Annotated in this window: 18 protein-coding genes and 1 tRNA gene; 15 read left to right on the forward strand and 4 right to left on the reverse strand. The window is 51.4% G+C overall.

The genetic code is table 11. The annotated features are described in order from the left end of the window. The first annotated feature begins 165 nt into the window (after positions 1-165). The 8 genes from EYB31_RS03070 (at position 166) to EYB31_RS03105 (ending at position 5,428) form a co-directional block, all read left to right on the forward strand. The gene (locus EYB31_RS03070) at positions 166-663 is read left to right on the forward strand and encodes a cation:proton antiporter regulatory subunit (protein WP_131011803.1); all 498 of its coding nucleotides are present in this window, start codon (positions 166-168) and stop codon (positions 661-663) included. 4 nt (positions 664-667) lie between these two features. Beyond that, positions 668-1,903, forward strand: coding sequence for a cation:proton antiporter (locus tag EYB31_RS03075; protein ID WP_131012103.1), 1,236 nt, complete (start codon positions 668-670; stop codon positions 1,901-1,903). Between the two features lie 132 nt (positions 1,904-2,035). After that, positions 2,036-2,320 (forward strand): hypothetical protein, encoded by a 285-nt coding sequence (locus EYB31_RS03080; RefSeq protein ID WP_165452178.1) that lies wholly within the window; start codon positions 2,036-2,038, stop codon positions 2,318-2,320. A 237-nt stretch (positions 2,321-2,557) separates the two neighbouring features. Beyond that, entirely contained in the window at positions 2,558-3,142 is a 585-nt protein-coding gene (locus tag EYB31_RS03085; protein ID WP_131011805.1) for a bifunctional transcriptional activator/DNA repair enzyme AdaA, read from the forward strand. Position 3,143: 1 nt separating this feature from the next. Further along, positions 3,144-3,692 (forward strand): methylated-DNA--[protein]-cysteine S-methyltransferase, encoded by a 549-nt coding sequence (locus EYB31_RS03090; protein ID WP_131011806.1) that lies wholly within the window; start codon positions 3,144-3,146, stop codon positions 3,690-3,692. Then, the gene (locus EYB31_RS03095) at positions 3,685-4,398 is read left to right on the forward strand and encodes a 2OG-Fe(II) oxygenase (RefSeq protein WP_131011807.1); all 714 of its coding nucleotides are present in this window, start codon (positions 3,685-3,687) and stop codon (positions 4,396-4,398) included. Before EYB31_RS03090 ends, EYB31_RS03095 begins: the two co-directional genes overlap by 8 nt. After that, a complete protein-coding gene (locus EYB31_RS03100) occupies positions 4,388-5,206 on the forward strand; it encodes an SPL family radical SAM protein (protein ID WP_131012104.1) in 819 nt (272 codons plus the stop codon). The genes EYB31_RS03095 and EYB31_RS03100 overlap by 11 nt, the downstream gene beginning before the upstream one ends. A 150-nt stretch (positions 5,207-5,356) precedes the next feature. Beyond that, positions 5,357-5,428 (forward strand) — tRNA-Lys (locus EYB31_RS03105). A gap of 301 nt (positions 5,429-5,729) precedes the next feature. Here EYB31_RS03105 and EYB31_RS03110 read toward each other — a convergent pair. Both EYB31_RS03110 and EYB31_RS03115 read right to left on the reverse strand, forming a co-directional pair. Further along, positions 5,730-6,185: an NUDIX hydrolase gene (locus EYB31_RS03110; RefSeq protein WP_131011808.1), complete on the reverse strand. Its 456-nt coding sequence runs from the start codon at positions 6,183-6,185 to the stop codon at positions 5,730-5,732. Between the two features lie 90 nt (positions 6,186-6,275). Next, positions 6,276-7,454 (reverse strand): MFS transporter, encoded by a 1,179-nt coding sequence (locus tag EYB31_RS03115; protein WP_131011809.1) that lies wholly within the window; start codon positions 7,452-7,454, stop codon positions 6,276-6,278. Between the two features lie 154 nt (positions 7,455-7,608). On the opposite strand from EYB31_RS03115, the gene EYB31_RS03120 reads away from it, so the two are divergent. Beyond that, positions 7,609-7,947 carry a winged helix-turn-helix transcriptional regulator gene (locus EYB31_RS03120; RefSeq protein WP_131011810.1) on the forward strand — a complete coding sequence of 113 codons (339 nt, stop codon included), beginning with the start codon at positions 7,609-7,611 and terminating at the stop codon, positions 7,945-7,947. A 220-nt stretch (positions 7,948-8,167) separates the two neighbouring features. On the opposite strand, the gene EYB31_RS03125 is transcribed toward EYB31_RS03120, so the two are convergent. Further along, positions 8,168-9,403: an MFS transporter gene (locus tag EYB31_RS03125; RefSeq protein WP_131011811.1), complete on the reverse strand. Its 1,236-nt coding sequence runs from the start codon at positions 9,401-9,403 to the stop codon at positions 8,168-8,170. 156 nt (positions 9,404-9,559) lie between these two features. Further along, positions 9,560-10,033: a MarR family transcriptional regulator gene (locus tag EYB31_RS03130; protein ID WP_131011812.1), complete on the reverse strand. Its 474-nt coding sequence runs from the start codon at positions 10,031-10,033 to the stop codon at positions 9,560-9,562. Positions 10,034-10,230: 197 nt separating this feature from the next. Between EYB31_RS03130 and EYB31_RS03135 the strand changes: the two genes are divergently transcribed. From EYB31_RS03135 to EYB31_RS03160, 6 genes are read left to right on the forward strand one after another with little or no spacing between them, the layout of a single operon-like run. Then, positions 10,231-10,614 carry a FixH family protein gene (locus EYB31_RS03135; RefSeq protein ID WP_131011813.1) on the forward strand — a complete coding sequence of 128 codons (384 nt, stop codon included), beginning with the start codon at positions 10,231-10,233 and terminating at the stop codon, positions 10,612-10,614. 8 nt (positions 10,615-10,622) lie between these two features. Further along, the gene (locus tag EYB31_RS03140; RefSeq protein WP_165452179.1) at positions 10,623-11,972 is read left to right on the forward strand and encodes a right-handed parallel beta-helix repeat-containing protein; all 1,350 of its coding nucleotides are present in this window, start codon (positions 10,623-10,625) and stop codon (positions 11,970-11,972) included. Then, the gene (locus EYB31_RS03145; RefSeq protein ID WP_131011815.1) at positions 11,969-12,529 is read left to right on the forward strand and encodes a nitrous oxide reductase accessory protein NosL; all 561 of its coding nucleotides are present in this window, start codon (positions 11,969-11,971) and stop codon (positions 12,527-12,529) included. Before EYB31_RS03140 ends, EYB31_RS03145 begins: the two co-directional genes overlap by 4 nt. Further along, entirely contained in the window at positions 12,526-13,344 is an 819-nt protein-coding gene (locus EYB31_RS03150; protein ID WP_131011816.1) for an ABC transporter permease, read from the forward strand. Before EYB31_RS03145 ends, EYB31_RS03150 begins: the two co-directional genes overlap by 4 nt. Beyond that, entirely contained in the window at positions 13,337-14,101 is a 765-nt protein-coding gene (locus EYB31_RS03155; RefSeq protein ID WP_131011817.1) for an ABC transporter ATP-binding protein, read from the forward strand. Before EYB31_RS03150 ends, EYB31_RS03155 begins: the two co-directional genes overlap by 8 nt. Continuing rightward, positions 14,088-14,618 carry a redoxin domain-containing protein gene (locus tag EYB31_RS03160; protein ID WP_165452181.1) on the forward strand — a complete coding sequence of 177 codons (531 nt, stop codon included), beginning with the start codon at positions 14,088-14,090 and terminating at the stop codon, positions 14,616-14,618. The genes EYB31_RS03155 and EYB31_RS03160 overlap by 14 nt, the downstream gene beginning before the upstream one ends. The last annotated feature ends 27 nt before the right edge of the window (positions 14,619-14,645 follow it).

Genomic DNA, 14,645 nt, shown 5'->3' on the forward strand with positions numbered 1-14,645 from the left:
GGCTTCGTTTTGAAAAAAACGGGCATCCATAGGGCTTATTTGCCGCTGCCTGGATTTACGCAGCCGGTTCCGAGTGCGGATCGGCATGTATTTGATGTGCGAACAGGTGAATTGAATTTGAGCCGGATGGCATGCCAACCATGAAAATCAGGAGGATATTTAGATATGAATATAAAAGAAACCGATCTCCCCGGCATCGGTAAGAAGTATCAACTGCTGGCAAGGGGAGGAGATAAGCTTGTTGTCGTCATTCACGACGACGGCCGGCGCGAATGCTACCATTACGACTATGCGAATGCGGACGACAGCGTTTCGATGGTCACGCTGGATGACGACGAGGCGCGCATGCTGGCGGCTATTCTCGGAGGGATGACCTATAAGCCAAAAGCGCTGGAAACGATCGAGATGGCGCTTGACGACCTGGTGATCGAATGGTACCGGGTCGAGCCGGATTATTTGTCCGTCGGCAAAACGATCGGCGAGCTGAACGTTCGCCATACTTCGGGAGCCACTATTATTGCGATAATCGGTAAACAACGAACGACCCAATATATCAATCCGGGGCCGGATGTGGTGATTACTGCGGATTGTACGCTTATCGTAGCCGGGGAAAGGAGGCAGCAAAAACTGTTCAAGACCATCTTAATGAATGGAAGTGAGTGAGCCTATGAACTACATTGTATTTGAAATCGGAATCGCGATCGCGCTCATTGCGCTTTCCGGCCTGTTGTCGGCAAAGCTCAGGTTTTCGGTCATTCCGTTTTATATATTGGTCGGTATGGCGGTAGGGCCGCATGCCATTGCGATTTGGCATATCGATCTGAAATTTATCGAAAGCGCGCCGCTGATCGAATTTATGGGCCGGATCGGGGTGTTGTTTCTCCTCTTTTATTTGGGACTGGAATTTTCGGTCGGCCGGCTTGTTAAATCGGGACGTTCGATTGTGGTTGGCGGAACGATCTATATTTTAATCAATTTTACGCTTGGTTTATTGTTAGGTTATGCCGCCGGACTGCCGCTGTTGGAGATGCTTGTGGTAGCCGGCATTACGACGATTTCCTCAAGCGCCATCGTAGCCAAGGTGCTGGTCGATTTGAAGCGGACGGCCAACCCGGAGACGGAAATGATTCTTGGCATCATCATGTTCGAAGACGTATTTCTTGCGATTTATATTTCCATCCTTTCGGGCCTTGTGCTCAGCGGATCGACGTCGATCGGCGGCATTGCGCTGTCCGCCCTCATTGCGCTTGGATTCATGCTGCTGGTGCTGATCGTTGGACGGAAACTCGTGCCGCTGCTCAACCGGCTTTTGAACATTCGTTCCAACGAACTGTTTATGCTTGTCATTTTTGCCGTGTTGTTTATCATTGCCGGTTTCTCCGAAACGATTCATGTCGCCGAAGCGATCGGCGCGCTGCTGGTCGGACTGGTGCTGGCCGAGACGGAGCATATGAAAAGGATTGAGCATCTTATTTTGCCGTTTCGCGATTTTTTCGGCGCAATCTTCTTTTTCAGCTTTGGCCTTACGATTGACCCGCTTTCGTTGGGAGGGGCGGTATGGCTGTCTTTGGCCGCGGTTGTCGTTACGCTGATAGGCAATTTTGCGGCGGGGATGTGGGCCGGACGCAGCGCAGGTTTATCCCCGAAAGCGTCGGTGAACATCGGCTTGACGATCGTGGCGCGCGGCGAGTTTTCGATCATTATGGCCAATCTCGCCAAAGCGGGCGGGCTGCTTCCGATCGTACAGCCTTTTGCGGCGCTTTACGTGCTGATATTGGCCGTCATCGGACCGCTGCTCACCAAGGAAACCAAAGTGATCTACAGCGGTTTGGATCGGGTGTTAAACATGTCCAAATGGAAATGGAGCAAGAAATTGTCGGATCAAGCAGCCCCTCAAGAATAATGACAAATTCGAGGAGGAATCGGTATGCGTTACGATCATGAAACAGGTAGGCATTCTGCTGGGAGATTTCTTTTGGCGCAAGGGGATTTCTGGGAACGGAAAATGCGGCTTCATACAACCCGTCCTGACTTGTTGGCGGACGCCATTCGGCAGGCTGTGGGGAGAGAAGCTTCAAGGGTGAGATCGTATCGGACCGAAAACGGAGAAACGGTGCATATCATGCAAGTGGTCATCAGCAGGCTGGAGGCGGTGCCGCTCACGGAACTGATCGTTGCCGCCGATCCGCAGGCGATTGTCGACGTGGTCCCGCTGCCCGGCTCTTTCGGGTTGCGCCGCAGCATCAGGCTGGCGAAACGCCATTCCCGCCGGGATCTGCCCGATGTCACGAAGTACGGCAACGAACTCAATGAAGATTAACCGATAATCCCTTGCCTTGATCCGTTGTTTTTAGCGGGTCAAGGCTGGGACAATCGCATTAGAAACGGGGGCCATTTGATCTTCCAACCGCTGTTAGAATGGCACATTCGGAAGCGGGAGGCCGGCGTCCGAGCAAGGACGCGCGGCAGATGACAATTTCGTTATCTTGCGCTTACAGCCGCGGAATATGTACATGATGCGGGTGCGAGGGGTAAACTAGGGGTAGAGGTGATCCGAATGAATGACAAAGATCAGCTGACCGAAGAGAAGTGGCAGGCCATTATAAACAACGACGCGGCGTACGACGGCAAGTTCATCTATGCGGTCAAATCGACGCACATTTTTTGCAAGCCGTCCTGCAAGTCGAGAGCGCCGAAGAAAGAACATGTGCGCATATTTTACAACGCCGGGGAAGCACAAGCGGCAAACTACCGGCCGTGCAAAAGATGCAAGCCGACCGGAGAGCGGCAGCCCGATTATGAATGGGTCGCGCAAATCACGCAATATATCGATTCGCATTACAGCTCGGCGCTTTCGCTGGAGAAGCTGGCTCTGGAATGCCATGGCAGTCCTTATCATCTGCAGCGCACTTTCAAGCGGATTCAAGGCGTAACGCCTGTCGAATACGTTCAGCAGCGCCGCATCGGCAAAGCCAAGGAGCTGCTGCGCGAAACGGAAGAGGCTGTTACGGACATCGCCCTGCATGTGGGCATCCCCAATACGTCTTATTTTATTACGCTGTTCAAAAAGAAAACCGGGCAAACGCCGGCCCATTACCGGCAAAACCGGGCACGGCCGTTTGAGTCTCAGGAGGAGGCATGACATGAAAGCAACGATGAAACCGACGATTTACTGGAGCCTGCTGCAATATGGCGGCTGGCGGTTCTATATTGCCGCGACAGAGAAGGGCTTATTATTTGTCGGTTCCGACAATAAGCCCTTCAGCGAGGTGAGCAAATGGGCGGAAGCCCGTCTTTCCGGGAGCGAGCTGGTGCAGGACGATGAAAAACTGCAGCCGTACGCCGTCCAATTAACGGAATATTTGCAAGGGGAGCGCACAAGTTTTACTTTTCCGCTTGATTTGCGCGGCACTCCGTTTCAGCTTGCCGTATGGGATGCGTTGTGCCAAATTCCGTATGGCGCAACTTGGTCTTATTCGGACATCGCCCGCTCCATCCAGCGGCCGTTGGCTGTGCGGGCGGTTGGCGCAGCCATCGGAGCGAATCCGGTTACGATAACCGTACCGTGCCACCGGGTTATCGGCAAAACCGGCGCTTTAACCGGCTATCGCGGCGGCTTGGCGATGAAGACGCGGCTGCTCGAGCTGGAAGGCGCAAGCACGGCCGGCGCAGAAAGCAAACGCCATGCCTGAGCGGGTAGCCGAACGGATTGCCGCGCTGGATTGGGATGCGCTGCAGCAAGCGATGGACACGCAAGGATATGCCGTGCTCCCGCCGCTGCTTGATCCGGCGGAATGCGAGGACATTATCGCTACGTACGGGCAGCCGGAATTGTTCCGCAATACGATTGATATGGCGAGATACCGGTTTGGTGTGGGAGAATATAAGTATTATGGGGCTCCCTTACCCGATTTGCTGCAGCAGCTTCGCGAAGGGCTGTATCCCGAGCTTGCCAAAACAGCTAACCGCTGGCTCGGACAGCTGGGGCAAGAAGCCGATTATCCCGCCTCGCTGGCGGAATTTCTCGAGCGGTGCCACCGGCATGGACAGCAGCGCTCCACACCGTTGATTTTGAAATATGAAACCGGCGGTTACAACTGCCTGCATCAGGATTTGTACGGCGACGTCTTTTTCCCGCTGCAAACGGTGTTTGTGCTAAACCGCAAAGAAGCGGACTACAGCGGCGGAGAGTTTCTGCTTGTGGAGCAGCGCCCCAGAGCGCAGAGCAGAGGGCATGTCATCACTATCGAACAAGGAGCTGGACTGATCTTCCCGACGAATTACCGGCCCGTGCAGGGGACGCGCGGGTATTACCGGACGACGCTGCGGCACGGCGTCGGTACGATCGTCTCGGGAACGCGGTACAGTCTGGGGATCATCTATCATGATGCAACGTGACATTTTATATAAGCAGCCCAAAACGATATTAAATAAAGGTACCGGTTTTCTCTCCGGGTACAGCCATTCGCTCAACCCGTATACGGGTTGTTCATTCGGCTGCTCGTATTGTTATGTGCGGCAGATGCCGGTGTCGTTATTCCGGCCGGCGGAATGGGGGAGCTGGGTCGACGTGAAGCTGGAGGCGGCGGAGCTGCTTCGCAAGGAGCTGCGCAAGGCGAAAGCGAAAGGCAAGGTGACGATTTTTATGTCATCCAGCACAGATCCGTACCAGCCAATCGAGCATAAGGAGCGGGTGACGCGATCGCTGCTTGAGGTTATGGCAGGGGATCCTCCGGATTTCCTGTTGGTGCAGACCCGCAGCCCGCTTGTTGTGCGGGATATCGATTTGTTCAAGCAGTTGGGGCAGAAGGTCCGGATCAGCATGACCGTCGAAACCGACCGAGAGGACATCCGCAAGCATTTCACTCCCGGCGCGCCGCCCTTAAGCGGCAGGTTCAAGGCGCTGCAAACGTTGGCGGAGGCTGGGATACCGGCCCAAGCGACAATCGCTCCGGTGCTGCCGAGCAGCGAGCAGTTTGCGCTTAAATTGTCCGGGCTGGTCGACCGCGTCTGCGTGGACGATTTTTATATGGGGGACGGCAGCGGCGGCAGAAGAACCCGCACTTTGGGCATCTACTCGTTGTACGAAGAGCTGCAATTAACGGAATGGTACGACACCTCCGCTTACCGCATCGTATATGACAGACTCAGAGAAGTGTTCCCGCATGACCGGGTGCTGCTCAGCCAAGATGGCTTTGCCCCGTAGAGAAGGACTTAGTATAGAAATTTGCATAGTTTGCATAAGAATAGCTGCATAGAAACTCACGTAGAAATAGTTGTATAGAAATTTGCGTAGAAATAGTTGCGGACAAGCTTAGTGGTGTGCTATAATACTCCTTGTCGACTTTTCTATTGCAGGTCCGTAGCTCAATGGCAGAGCAACCGGCTCTTAACCGGTAGGTTGTGGGTTCGACCCCCACCGGGCCTATATATGATCAAAAAATCCCCCGTTTGCTTAAAGCAGGCGGGGGATTTTTTTGTTCGTTGCGGCGGATGAGGCAAGTTGATCGGTTTCGGGATGGAGCTGTATCATTCAAGCCGCCACATCGGGAGGTTTGCTGCTTTCATCGGCTGCATTCAGCTTAACCAGCATGCTATCCAATGAGGATTTTCTTGCTTAGGGCTGGCGGGTTCCGTTTCTGATCAGTGTTGTTCTGCTTGCCGTGGGCATGCATGTTTATCCGGATTAAAATGACGGAAAGTCGCATCGCTTGTTTGGTTTGCGTTAATCAATGGTAGATTCTCGTATGCAATTCCTTTATTAAGGGGATTTGCGGAGGGCTGATATCGGCAGGGAGATCGGCGATGGATACGAACTTGGCCTCCCGGCTCTCTTCGTCCAGCGTCAGTTCACCGTTGTAATCATGCGCCGCAAAAACGATGTCCACAACATGCACTTCATCGCCGTTCGGATAAATATAATGCAGTTCAGGCCCCGAAAAGACGCCGAACAATTCCAAATGATCGACGCGCAGGCCGGTTTCCTCGTAAACTTCGCGCCGTGCGGCGTCTTCCACACATTCTCCAAGCTCAACGGATCCGCCGGGAAAACACCAGCAGTTATTATCGGTTCTGCGCAGCATCAGCACCTGGTCTTCCCGATTAAAAATGACGACACACGCTCCGCACAAAAGCAAGGGCCGGTGCCCGATCAACTCCCTCATCTGTTGGACGTATCCATTCATACGAAATCCCCCTTATTGGTAAATGTATACTGATTACAGCTTATTCTAAGGGATTCGTTGGATGTTGACCATGATGCCGGAATAACGGATTCATGATGGCTCCATCATATTTCGGGCGTAACGTTTCCGGGCGGCAAAAGAAAAAACCGCAACAAGCAAACTTGCAAAATAACACCCGCTTGCCACCCAAGGGTTGTACAGCACGGTGGAAGTTACCGTGACCAGCAGGCCTCCGAAAGCGGCGCCCCCGGCCAAACCGAGGTGAATCACCGATGTGTTCAGACTGAGCACGAGATTGGCGGATTGCGGCGCTTCTTGAATAAAATAAGTTTGAATGGCGGGAGCGGTCATAAACAGCGAAATCATCCATAAGACGATCCATACGAGCCCCATGGCCAGCGAGGCCGAAAACAAGGGCAGCAGGGCAAGAGAGATGATGGAAGCGGCCGTTCCCAGCGAAATGGTTTTGACAGGCCCCCATGTATCGACACTGTAACCGCCTGCTCGTGACCCAAGCATGCCAAATATGCCAAGCACAAACATGACGATTCCGATACGGGAAACTTCGAGATGCAGCACCGTATTTAAGATTGGCGTCAAATACGACAAGATGACGGATTGGCTTAAGCAGGTAATCAGCGAGAACAACAGGCCGCTGAGGATGACGGGATTTTTCAAAACTATAAATTGCCGGCGAAATGAAACCTGCGCGTCGCCTTCAATCGGCGGCAGCCAGCGGATCAGTCCGAGCATGACAAGCAAGCTGACGGCGCCTAAGACGGCAAAAATCGTCTGCCAGCCCCACCAGCCGGAAATCGCGATGCCAATCGGCACGCCTAACGTCATGGCCAGGCCAAACGCCAAGGCGACCGTGCTGACGGCGCTGCCGATTTTGTCCGGCGGCACCAGCTTGGCGACGGAGCCTAGCGCCACGACGCAAAATACGCCGGCGCTGACGCCAAGCACAATACGCGAGAGCAGCATCGCGGGGAAATGGGCACCGCTACCCCACGAAACAAAGCAGCCAACGATAAAAAGCGCCAATGCGCCGATCAGCAGCTTTTTAACCGGCAGGCGGGAGAAGACGGCGACCAGCACGGGGGTGCCGATGGCAAAGGCCAGCGAATATGCCGTGATGAGCTGGCCGGCTAACGCAATGGAAATACGCATATCTGCGGCGATAATGTGGAGAATGCCGGCCACAATCAGCTCGGCAACGCCTACCAAGAAACATCCTGAAGCAATCAAATATATAATCAGTCGGTTCATCTCATTCATCCCTTTGTTTCTTAGTTTTTTTTCTAAAATCACGGTACCGTTGATTGACATTATAAGGAGTTCACTTTCATAATGTAAGGAGGCAAACTATTTTGACATTGTCCTGTTATTTTGACTAACTAACTATAAGTAAGTAGGTGGTTGTATGAGCACTGCACCCGAGCAGGAAACGTTCAGCTCGAATATTTGCGACGTTTTGCAAATTTTGGGGGCGAAGTGGGCTTTTATGGTCATTGCGGAGCTGTATCGCGGCCCGTTGCGGTTTAAACAGCTGTTGCGCCAAACCGCGGTGATCAAAACACAATCGTTGACCGATGTGCTGCGCCATCTGGAAAGTATGGGCGTGGTGAACCGCGAAGTATTCCCTACCGTGCCGGTCAGCGTGCAGTATTCTTTGACGGAAAAAGGCGCGGATTTCTACACCGTGCTGGTCGAGATGGACAACTGGGCCAAGAAGTGGGGGAAGCAGGGCGGTAGCGATTGATCCTACATTTCGCGCATCCATCCAATATGGCGAGAAGAGCCCGCATGCACCAGAAGCTGCGGTCGGGGCACATTGGCTTCTGAATCGGACTGTAGACAAATAGGGTATCAGAACTTGTTCCTAAGTTCTGATACCCTATTATTTTTAAAGCTACCTGTTATGAAGTAGTTGCGGAAAGCTTCCAGCGAGTTACTAAACATCAACGGCTACTAAAGGTAGTTTACGTATTTACCTGAGTTCTTTTATATAACACGGGTATTGCCGCTGCTATAAGGATCATCCCCATAAAAGCGGGTGCGGCATGACCAAGCAATACATAGATTTGACCTCCAATGATCGGCCCAATCATTCTTGCTAATGCCTGAATCGATTGGCTGCCTCCTTGAATCCTTCCTTGTTCGCTGGAATCGACAGACTTGGAGAGCATCCCGTTAAAGGAAGGCCCAAAGATCGAATCGCCAAAACCAAATATAAACATTCCAGCGATAAAAAGCGGATAAAAGGAGAACAAAGCAGATAACGCAATAAGACCGTAACCGATAATCTCCGAAACCATGCCAAGAATTGCTATCTGTTTATCGCTAAGTTTGTTCAGAAGTTTGGGCATAATGAAACCTTGTGAAATGATATCCTGGACGCCCATAATTGAAAACATAAGTCCGATTAGTGCAGGCTGCCAACTGAAAGTATCCATTGTAAATTGTGAGAAAACGGCCTGTAAAGATCCGTTGGGTACCCACAGCAAGAACGCTGAGATCAGCAGTCTTTTTAAGTTTTTCATGGAAAGCAGGCTGGCGAGCTGTATGAATGGATTCAGTCTTGCCAAGGGAATCTCTTTCAGTTTATTCTGCTTGTCTAGGCTCTCAGGCATATAAAAGAAACCATAAGCGACATTCACTAAAGTGATGATCGCTCCAAAATACATCGGTGCTGAATAACCAAACTTGGCAAGGAATCCGCCTAGAGTGGGGCCAATGACGGTGCCTACGCCTACAACCGCGCTTACCCACCCAAAGTATTTGGTTCTCTGTTCTGCAGGAATGATATCTGCAAAATAGGCGAAGATTGTGCCTATGCTCCCGCCCGTTATACCTTCTATAATGCGTCCGACAAACAGCACCCATAAAGCCCCTCCTATGCCAAAAACGAAATACCCGATGGCGGAACCCAGCAGGCATACTAAGAGCAAGGGACGGCGGCCATATCGATCGCTTAATGCTCCAAGCACGGGGGCCGCAAAAAACACGCAGACGGCATAAACAGAGGTCAACAGCGTAACAACGATCGCTTGTTCTCCGGGATTGCTTGTATAAGGCTGCACCAAAAACGGGACGACAGGTGCTATGATACTGAAGCCTATTCCGCAAAGAAACACAGAAATAAGACCGAATAATAAAGCGTGTTTATCTACGGTTTGCTCTGTGTTCTGTTTATTGTGTGATCCAGATTTGAACACTTACATTCTCCCCTCAATAATGATGATTTTGATTCCGTGGAAACATATTTATCGTATTATTATTTTGTTTCCTTGTCAACAAAATAATAGCGATAAAAAAGCAGCCTGTTCTCGATAGAGCCCGGCTGCATGTAGTTTGATCCCCAGTATTCAAATTTATTCCGCATTCATATCCAGATCCACTTTCTTTATTTCTACATCCAAATGCCTGCTGTACTTATCCAAGAAGCTAAGCATACTGTCAAATTGCTCCTCGGTTATCTGCTCAAATACGGCCTTATCCCGCTCTTGAAATTCTTGATGCAAGTCCTCATGGATTTTATAAATGACTTCCCCTTGCTTAGTAAGTCTAAAATAAATTTCCTTCTTGTTATCCGACTTCTGGTAACTTTCGATAACGCCTTTATTTATGAGTTTCTTCGTTAATTTACTTATGGCACCGCGAGTCATATAAAAGGACTCCGCTAGTTTGGTCACATTGGAATCTGCATTTTTTCCAATGTATTCGATGCAATGTACTTCGGAAGGTTTGTAACCCTTAAGACTGGCTTCCATCTTATCTTTATTAAGCCAAACTATCTTGTTATACAGTTCCCTGAAAGCCATCATAACCTGGTCTTCTTTGTTCATGGCTTGTCCTCCCGCCCGTTGGTGCGTCCCTATTATTATACAGGGCTCGGCATGGGCTGTACAAGCTGCGCAAGTTCACCAAACCGACTTGTTCCGGTCACATATTGTTAACGGTAATAGCCCGTTTGAGTCATATCAAAACAAAACCGAACGGGTAAAATGGTACTAGGAAACAAAAAGGAAAGGAGAGCACTATCATGAAAAGCAAGTTTGCTGCAGCTGCGCTGTGCGGATTGCTGCTGATCGGCTGCGCCGCATGCTCACCGGCTCCGAAAGGGCAAGACCCGGCCCAAGTCAAGCTTGAATTGGCGGCGGAACCGGCGCCTGTCAAGACGGGAACGCCGACCAAGCTCACCGCAACAATAACAGGGCTGGAAAATACGGATGCAGGTAACGTACAGTTTGAAATTCGCAGATCGGACAACAGCGGTTTACCCGATACGAAGGAAGCAAGCCCGGTAGGCGGCGGACGGTATACTGCGGAAGAAACGTTTGACAAGACCGGGAAATACTCCATCTACATCCATATCTACCAAGGAGATCTGCATATTACGAAGAAAAAAGAGCTTGAAGTGTCATGATAGACCGCTTGAATTTATGGCGGAGCGCTGTGATTATCGTTATTGCTGCAGCGACCGCGCTGTTTGCCGAACCGTGGGATATCCGGGCTGACGCGGGGGAAGCGGGCCATGGACGCTCGCTCCAGCAGTTGATCGACGGGACACCGGCTGGAGGCACGCTGGTGCTCCCCGAAGGGGAGTATGAAGGAACAGCGGCCATAAGAAAGCCGTTGACCATTCGCGGAACAAGCGATGTGCGGATTTCCGGAGGCGGAAGCGATAAGCCGGTTATCGCGATTGAAGCGTCGGGCGTCCGGCTTGAGAATCTGCAGATCAGCCAAATGTCCAAAGCCGAAACGGCCGCCGTGCTTATTACGGCGGAACGCACGGTGATCGATTCGCTTCGTATCGATACCCGTTCTTTCGGCATTATGCTGCGTGACAGCGGACACAACGAGATCGTGAATTCCGTCATCCGCTGGCAAGCCTCCCCGGCTAAAGCAAATCAGGCGAAGCTTTCCGATAAGCGAAACGGGATCGATTTGTTTAATTCACACGACAACCGGATTTACGGCAATTCGATCTCAACGATGAACGACGGGATTTATCTCGAGAACAGCCACCGTAATACGGTTGAAAACAACCGGATCGATCATTCGCGCTACGGCGTGCACTGCATGTATACGGACGGAACAATCGTTCGCGGCAACATCGGTTCGTTTAACGTGACCGGCGCAATGGTAATGGGCGTGAAGGATGCGATAGTGTCGGGCAATACATTTACCAAGCAGAGCGAAAACGTCAATTCGCAAGGTTTGCTGCTGTTCGACGTCCAAACCTCCTTGATTGAAGACAACAAAGTGGAAGGCAATCGGGTCGGCTTTTATATTGAGCAGTCCCAGCGGAATGAAATTCGGCATAATGAGGTATTGCAAAATTTTGTCGGTATCCAGCTGCTGGAATCCGAGGGGAATCGGTTTCAAGAGAACCGGTTTACAGGCAATGTGATTGAATCCGAAGCAAGCGAAAGCTCTGCCAATCTATTTATTTCTAATATATGGGATTCATTTCAAGGGATCGATACGGACGGCGACGGCGTCAGCAACACAGCTTATGCGATGAATCCGTTTTTTCAAAAATTGACGTCAGCAACACCGGCGTATCAGCTGTTTTTCCATTCCCCCGGGATGCTGTTTCTGGAGAGCATGTTTACGGCGGGGAAAGAGGAGTGGACAGTTGATAAGACACCGCTGATGAGATCCGGAGACAAGCCCTCGGCCGCCCGGACCCAAGAGACGCTTACGATGCTGTGCGCTGCGCTGCTTTTGACCGTTAGTTCAATAACAACCATTATTTATTTGGGGGTAAGAAGAAAATGAAAAAATATATTGTAGTTGCCTTTATGATGACCCTTATTTTCACCTTATTATCCGCATGCGGAACGCCAAAATATGCGGCTGTGCCGATTAATGAAGATACTGACAAATGCGCTATCTGCAACATGCAGGTCAAGGATGACGCCTTTGCCGTTCAGCTGACGACCAAGGACGGCAAAACTTACAAGTTTGACGATATCGGTTGTATGAATGAGTGGACCGGCAAAAACGGCTTGGAGCAGGTAGGCGCTCAATTTGTCCGCGACTACAACAGTAAGGAATGGATTCCTTATGAAACCGCCGCTTATGTGTTTGATTCTTCATTCAAAACGCCGATGGCTTACGGGATTTATTCGTTCAAAAGCAAGCAAGACGCTCAGAAGTTTACCGATGAGCAGAAAAAAGGCAAGCTGATGACGGCGGCCGAGCTTAAAAACCATACCTGGGAGCGTACCAAAGGCATGATGGATATGGGAGGAAATCACGCGGATCAAGCGCATTCCGAAATGAACCATAACATGCAGATGGGTGGAGACGACAAAGGAATGCATGCCAAATGAATACTTGGCACATTGCCCTCCGTGAGGTGAAAATAGGCTTTAGAAACCCGTGGGCGTATTCCTTTATGGCTCTTTTCACCTTGTTCAGTTTGTCGCTGCAGCTCATCAACGCGCAAAATTTCACGTCCGGATACTCCAGCGCCACCTCCAACATGCTGAATCTTATATTATATTTGCTGCCCCTAATGACGCTGCTGATCGGCTCTTTCTCGCTGACCTCCGAGAAGGAGGAGGGCAGCTGGCAATTGCTGTCCACGTATCCGGTCAGTACGTTGTCGTATATAACGGGTAAATACGCGGGTCTGACCGCTGTGCTGCTGACGGTCATTTCTTTTGGCTACGGTATTTCAAGCCTAATCGGAATTGCCGCGGGGAGCAGCCTTGAGCTGAACACGTTTGTCATGATTTTTGTTTTTTCGGGCGGACTCGTCTTATTGTTTCTTGCCATTGCGTTGTGGATCGGCACTGTGGCCGGCAATCGCTGGCAGGCGCTGACCTATGGCGTGGCCGTCTGGTTTTTTGCGATTATCGGCTGGCCGACGCTGTTCATCGCTTTCCTTGGCTTGCTGCCGTATTTGTGGGTCAAGCCTGTTTTGGTCGCTTTCACTTTATGCAATCCGGCCGAGCTGGTGCGCTTGTTTGTCGTCGTCAAGCTGGGCGGCGGCTCGGCATTAGGGCCGGAATATTACGAATGGATTAAGTGGATCGGCAGCTCGTCAGGTACTTGGGGATTTATTGCGATTTGCCTGCTGTGGATCGGAGCGGCTGTCGGATTTGCCCGGTGGAGTTGGGAGAGGGGGCGTTACCGTGGGTGAAGTCGTATTGGCAGTTCATGAAGTAGACAAACACATCGCCAAACAGAAAATTATTCATTCCGTCAGTATGGAAGTCCGAGAGGGCCAGGTGCTTGCTTTGTGCGGAGGAAACGGGGCTGGGAAAAGCACGATGCTGCGGATGATCGTCGGCATTGCTCAGCCTACCGGCGGCACCATTGAAGTAGGCGGATTGCAGTGGAAAAAAGACCGGCGCGGCTATGCGGGCAGCATCGGATACATGCCCGACGATTATTTGTTCGGACATGGATTGTCGGCGGAAGAAACGCTGTCGTTCTGGGCTTCCTTGCGGAAAGTGTCAAAGATGAGAGTAGACGAGACATTACGGCTCGTCGGTCTGCATGACGTTCGCTCGAAAGCCGTCTCTTCTTTTTCCAAAGGGATGCGCCAGCGGCTGCTGTTCGCCCAAGCGCTGCTATCCAAACCGCGGCTGCTGGTTATGGACGAGCCGACAAACGGTCTGGACCCGTATTGGATGGAGTCGTTTGCCAAGCTTGTGCTGATGGCTAAGCGGGAAGGGCACGCAATTATATTCTCCACGCATCAACTGCAGGTGGCTGAGGCGATTGCCGATCAAGTCGTATTTCTCAAGCAGGGCCGCATTGTCGAAGAAGGAACAGTGTCCGTATTCCGGGAACGGTACGGCGATCAAGGGCTACAACAAGCGTTTCATCGGTTGTTCGGATTTCAAGCCGATGCGGCGGGGTTGCAGGAGGGAAATTCTCATGAGCTTTTTTAAGCGCAGAGAAGTGTTTCTGACCTTATGCGGGCTTGCAGCGCTGGCGCTGATTTATGCCGTCGTACAGTCCGCTTCGGGGCATGCGGTTGCGTCGCGTCTTGTTATCGGCGCCCAAGCTCCGGATTTTGAATTAGCCGATCTGAATGGCCGGCCGGTCAAATTGTCGGATTTCAGAGGGAAGGGCGTTATTCTTAATTTTTGGGGTTCATGGTGCGGCCCTTGCGTCAAAGAGATGCCTCTTCTGCAGCAGGCATATGAAGCCGGCATACCCGGAGTCGACGTCATTGCCGTCAATGTCGGTGAGAGCAAGGGCACCATTGCGGAGTTTATCAAGGCACACGGCTTGAGTTTTACCGTCCTGACCGATCCGAGCGGAGATGCGGCCAATCTATATAAAGTGAACGGTCTCCCCGCGACCTTTGTCGTAAATTCGCAAGGTATTGTCGTGCAAGCGGCGGCGGGAGAATTTACCGATGTCCGGCAAATCGAATCGCTGATGGGGAAGGTACAACCATAACCTATAATTCGGAAAAGAGGACAATCC

This window comes from Paenibacillus thalictri, assembly GCF_004307995.1.
In the GTDB taxonomy this organism is placed as follows: Bacteria; Bacillota; Bacilli; order Paenibacillales; family NBRC-103111; genus Paenibacillus_AF; species Paenibacillus_AF thalictri.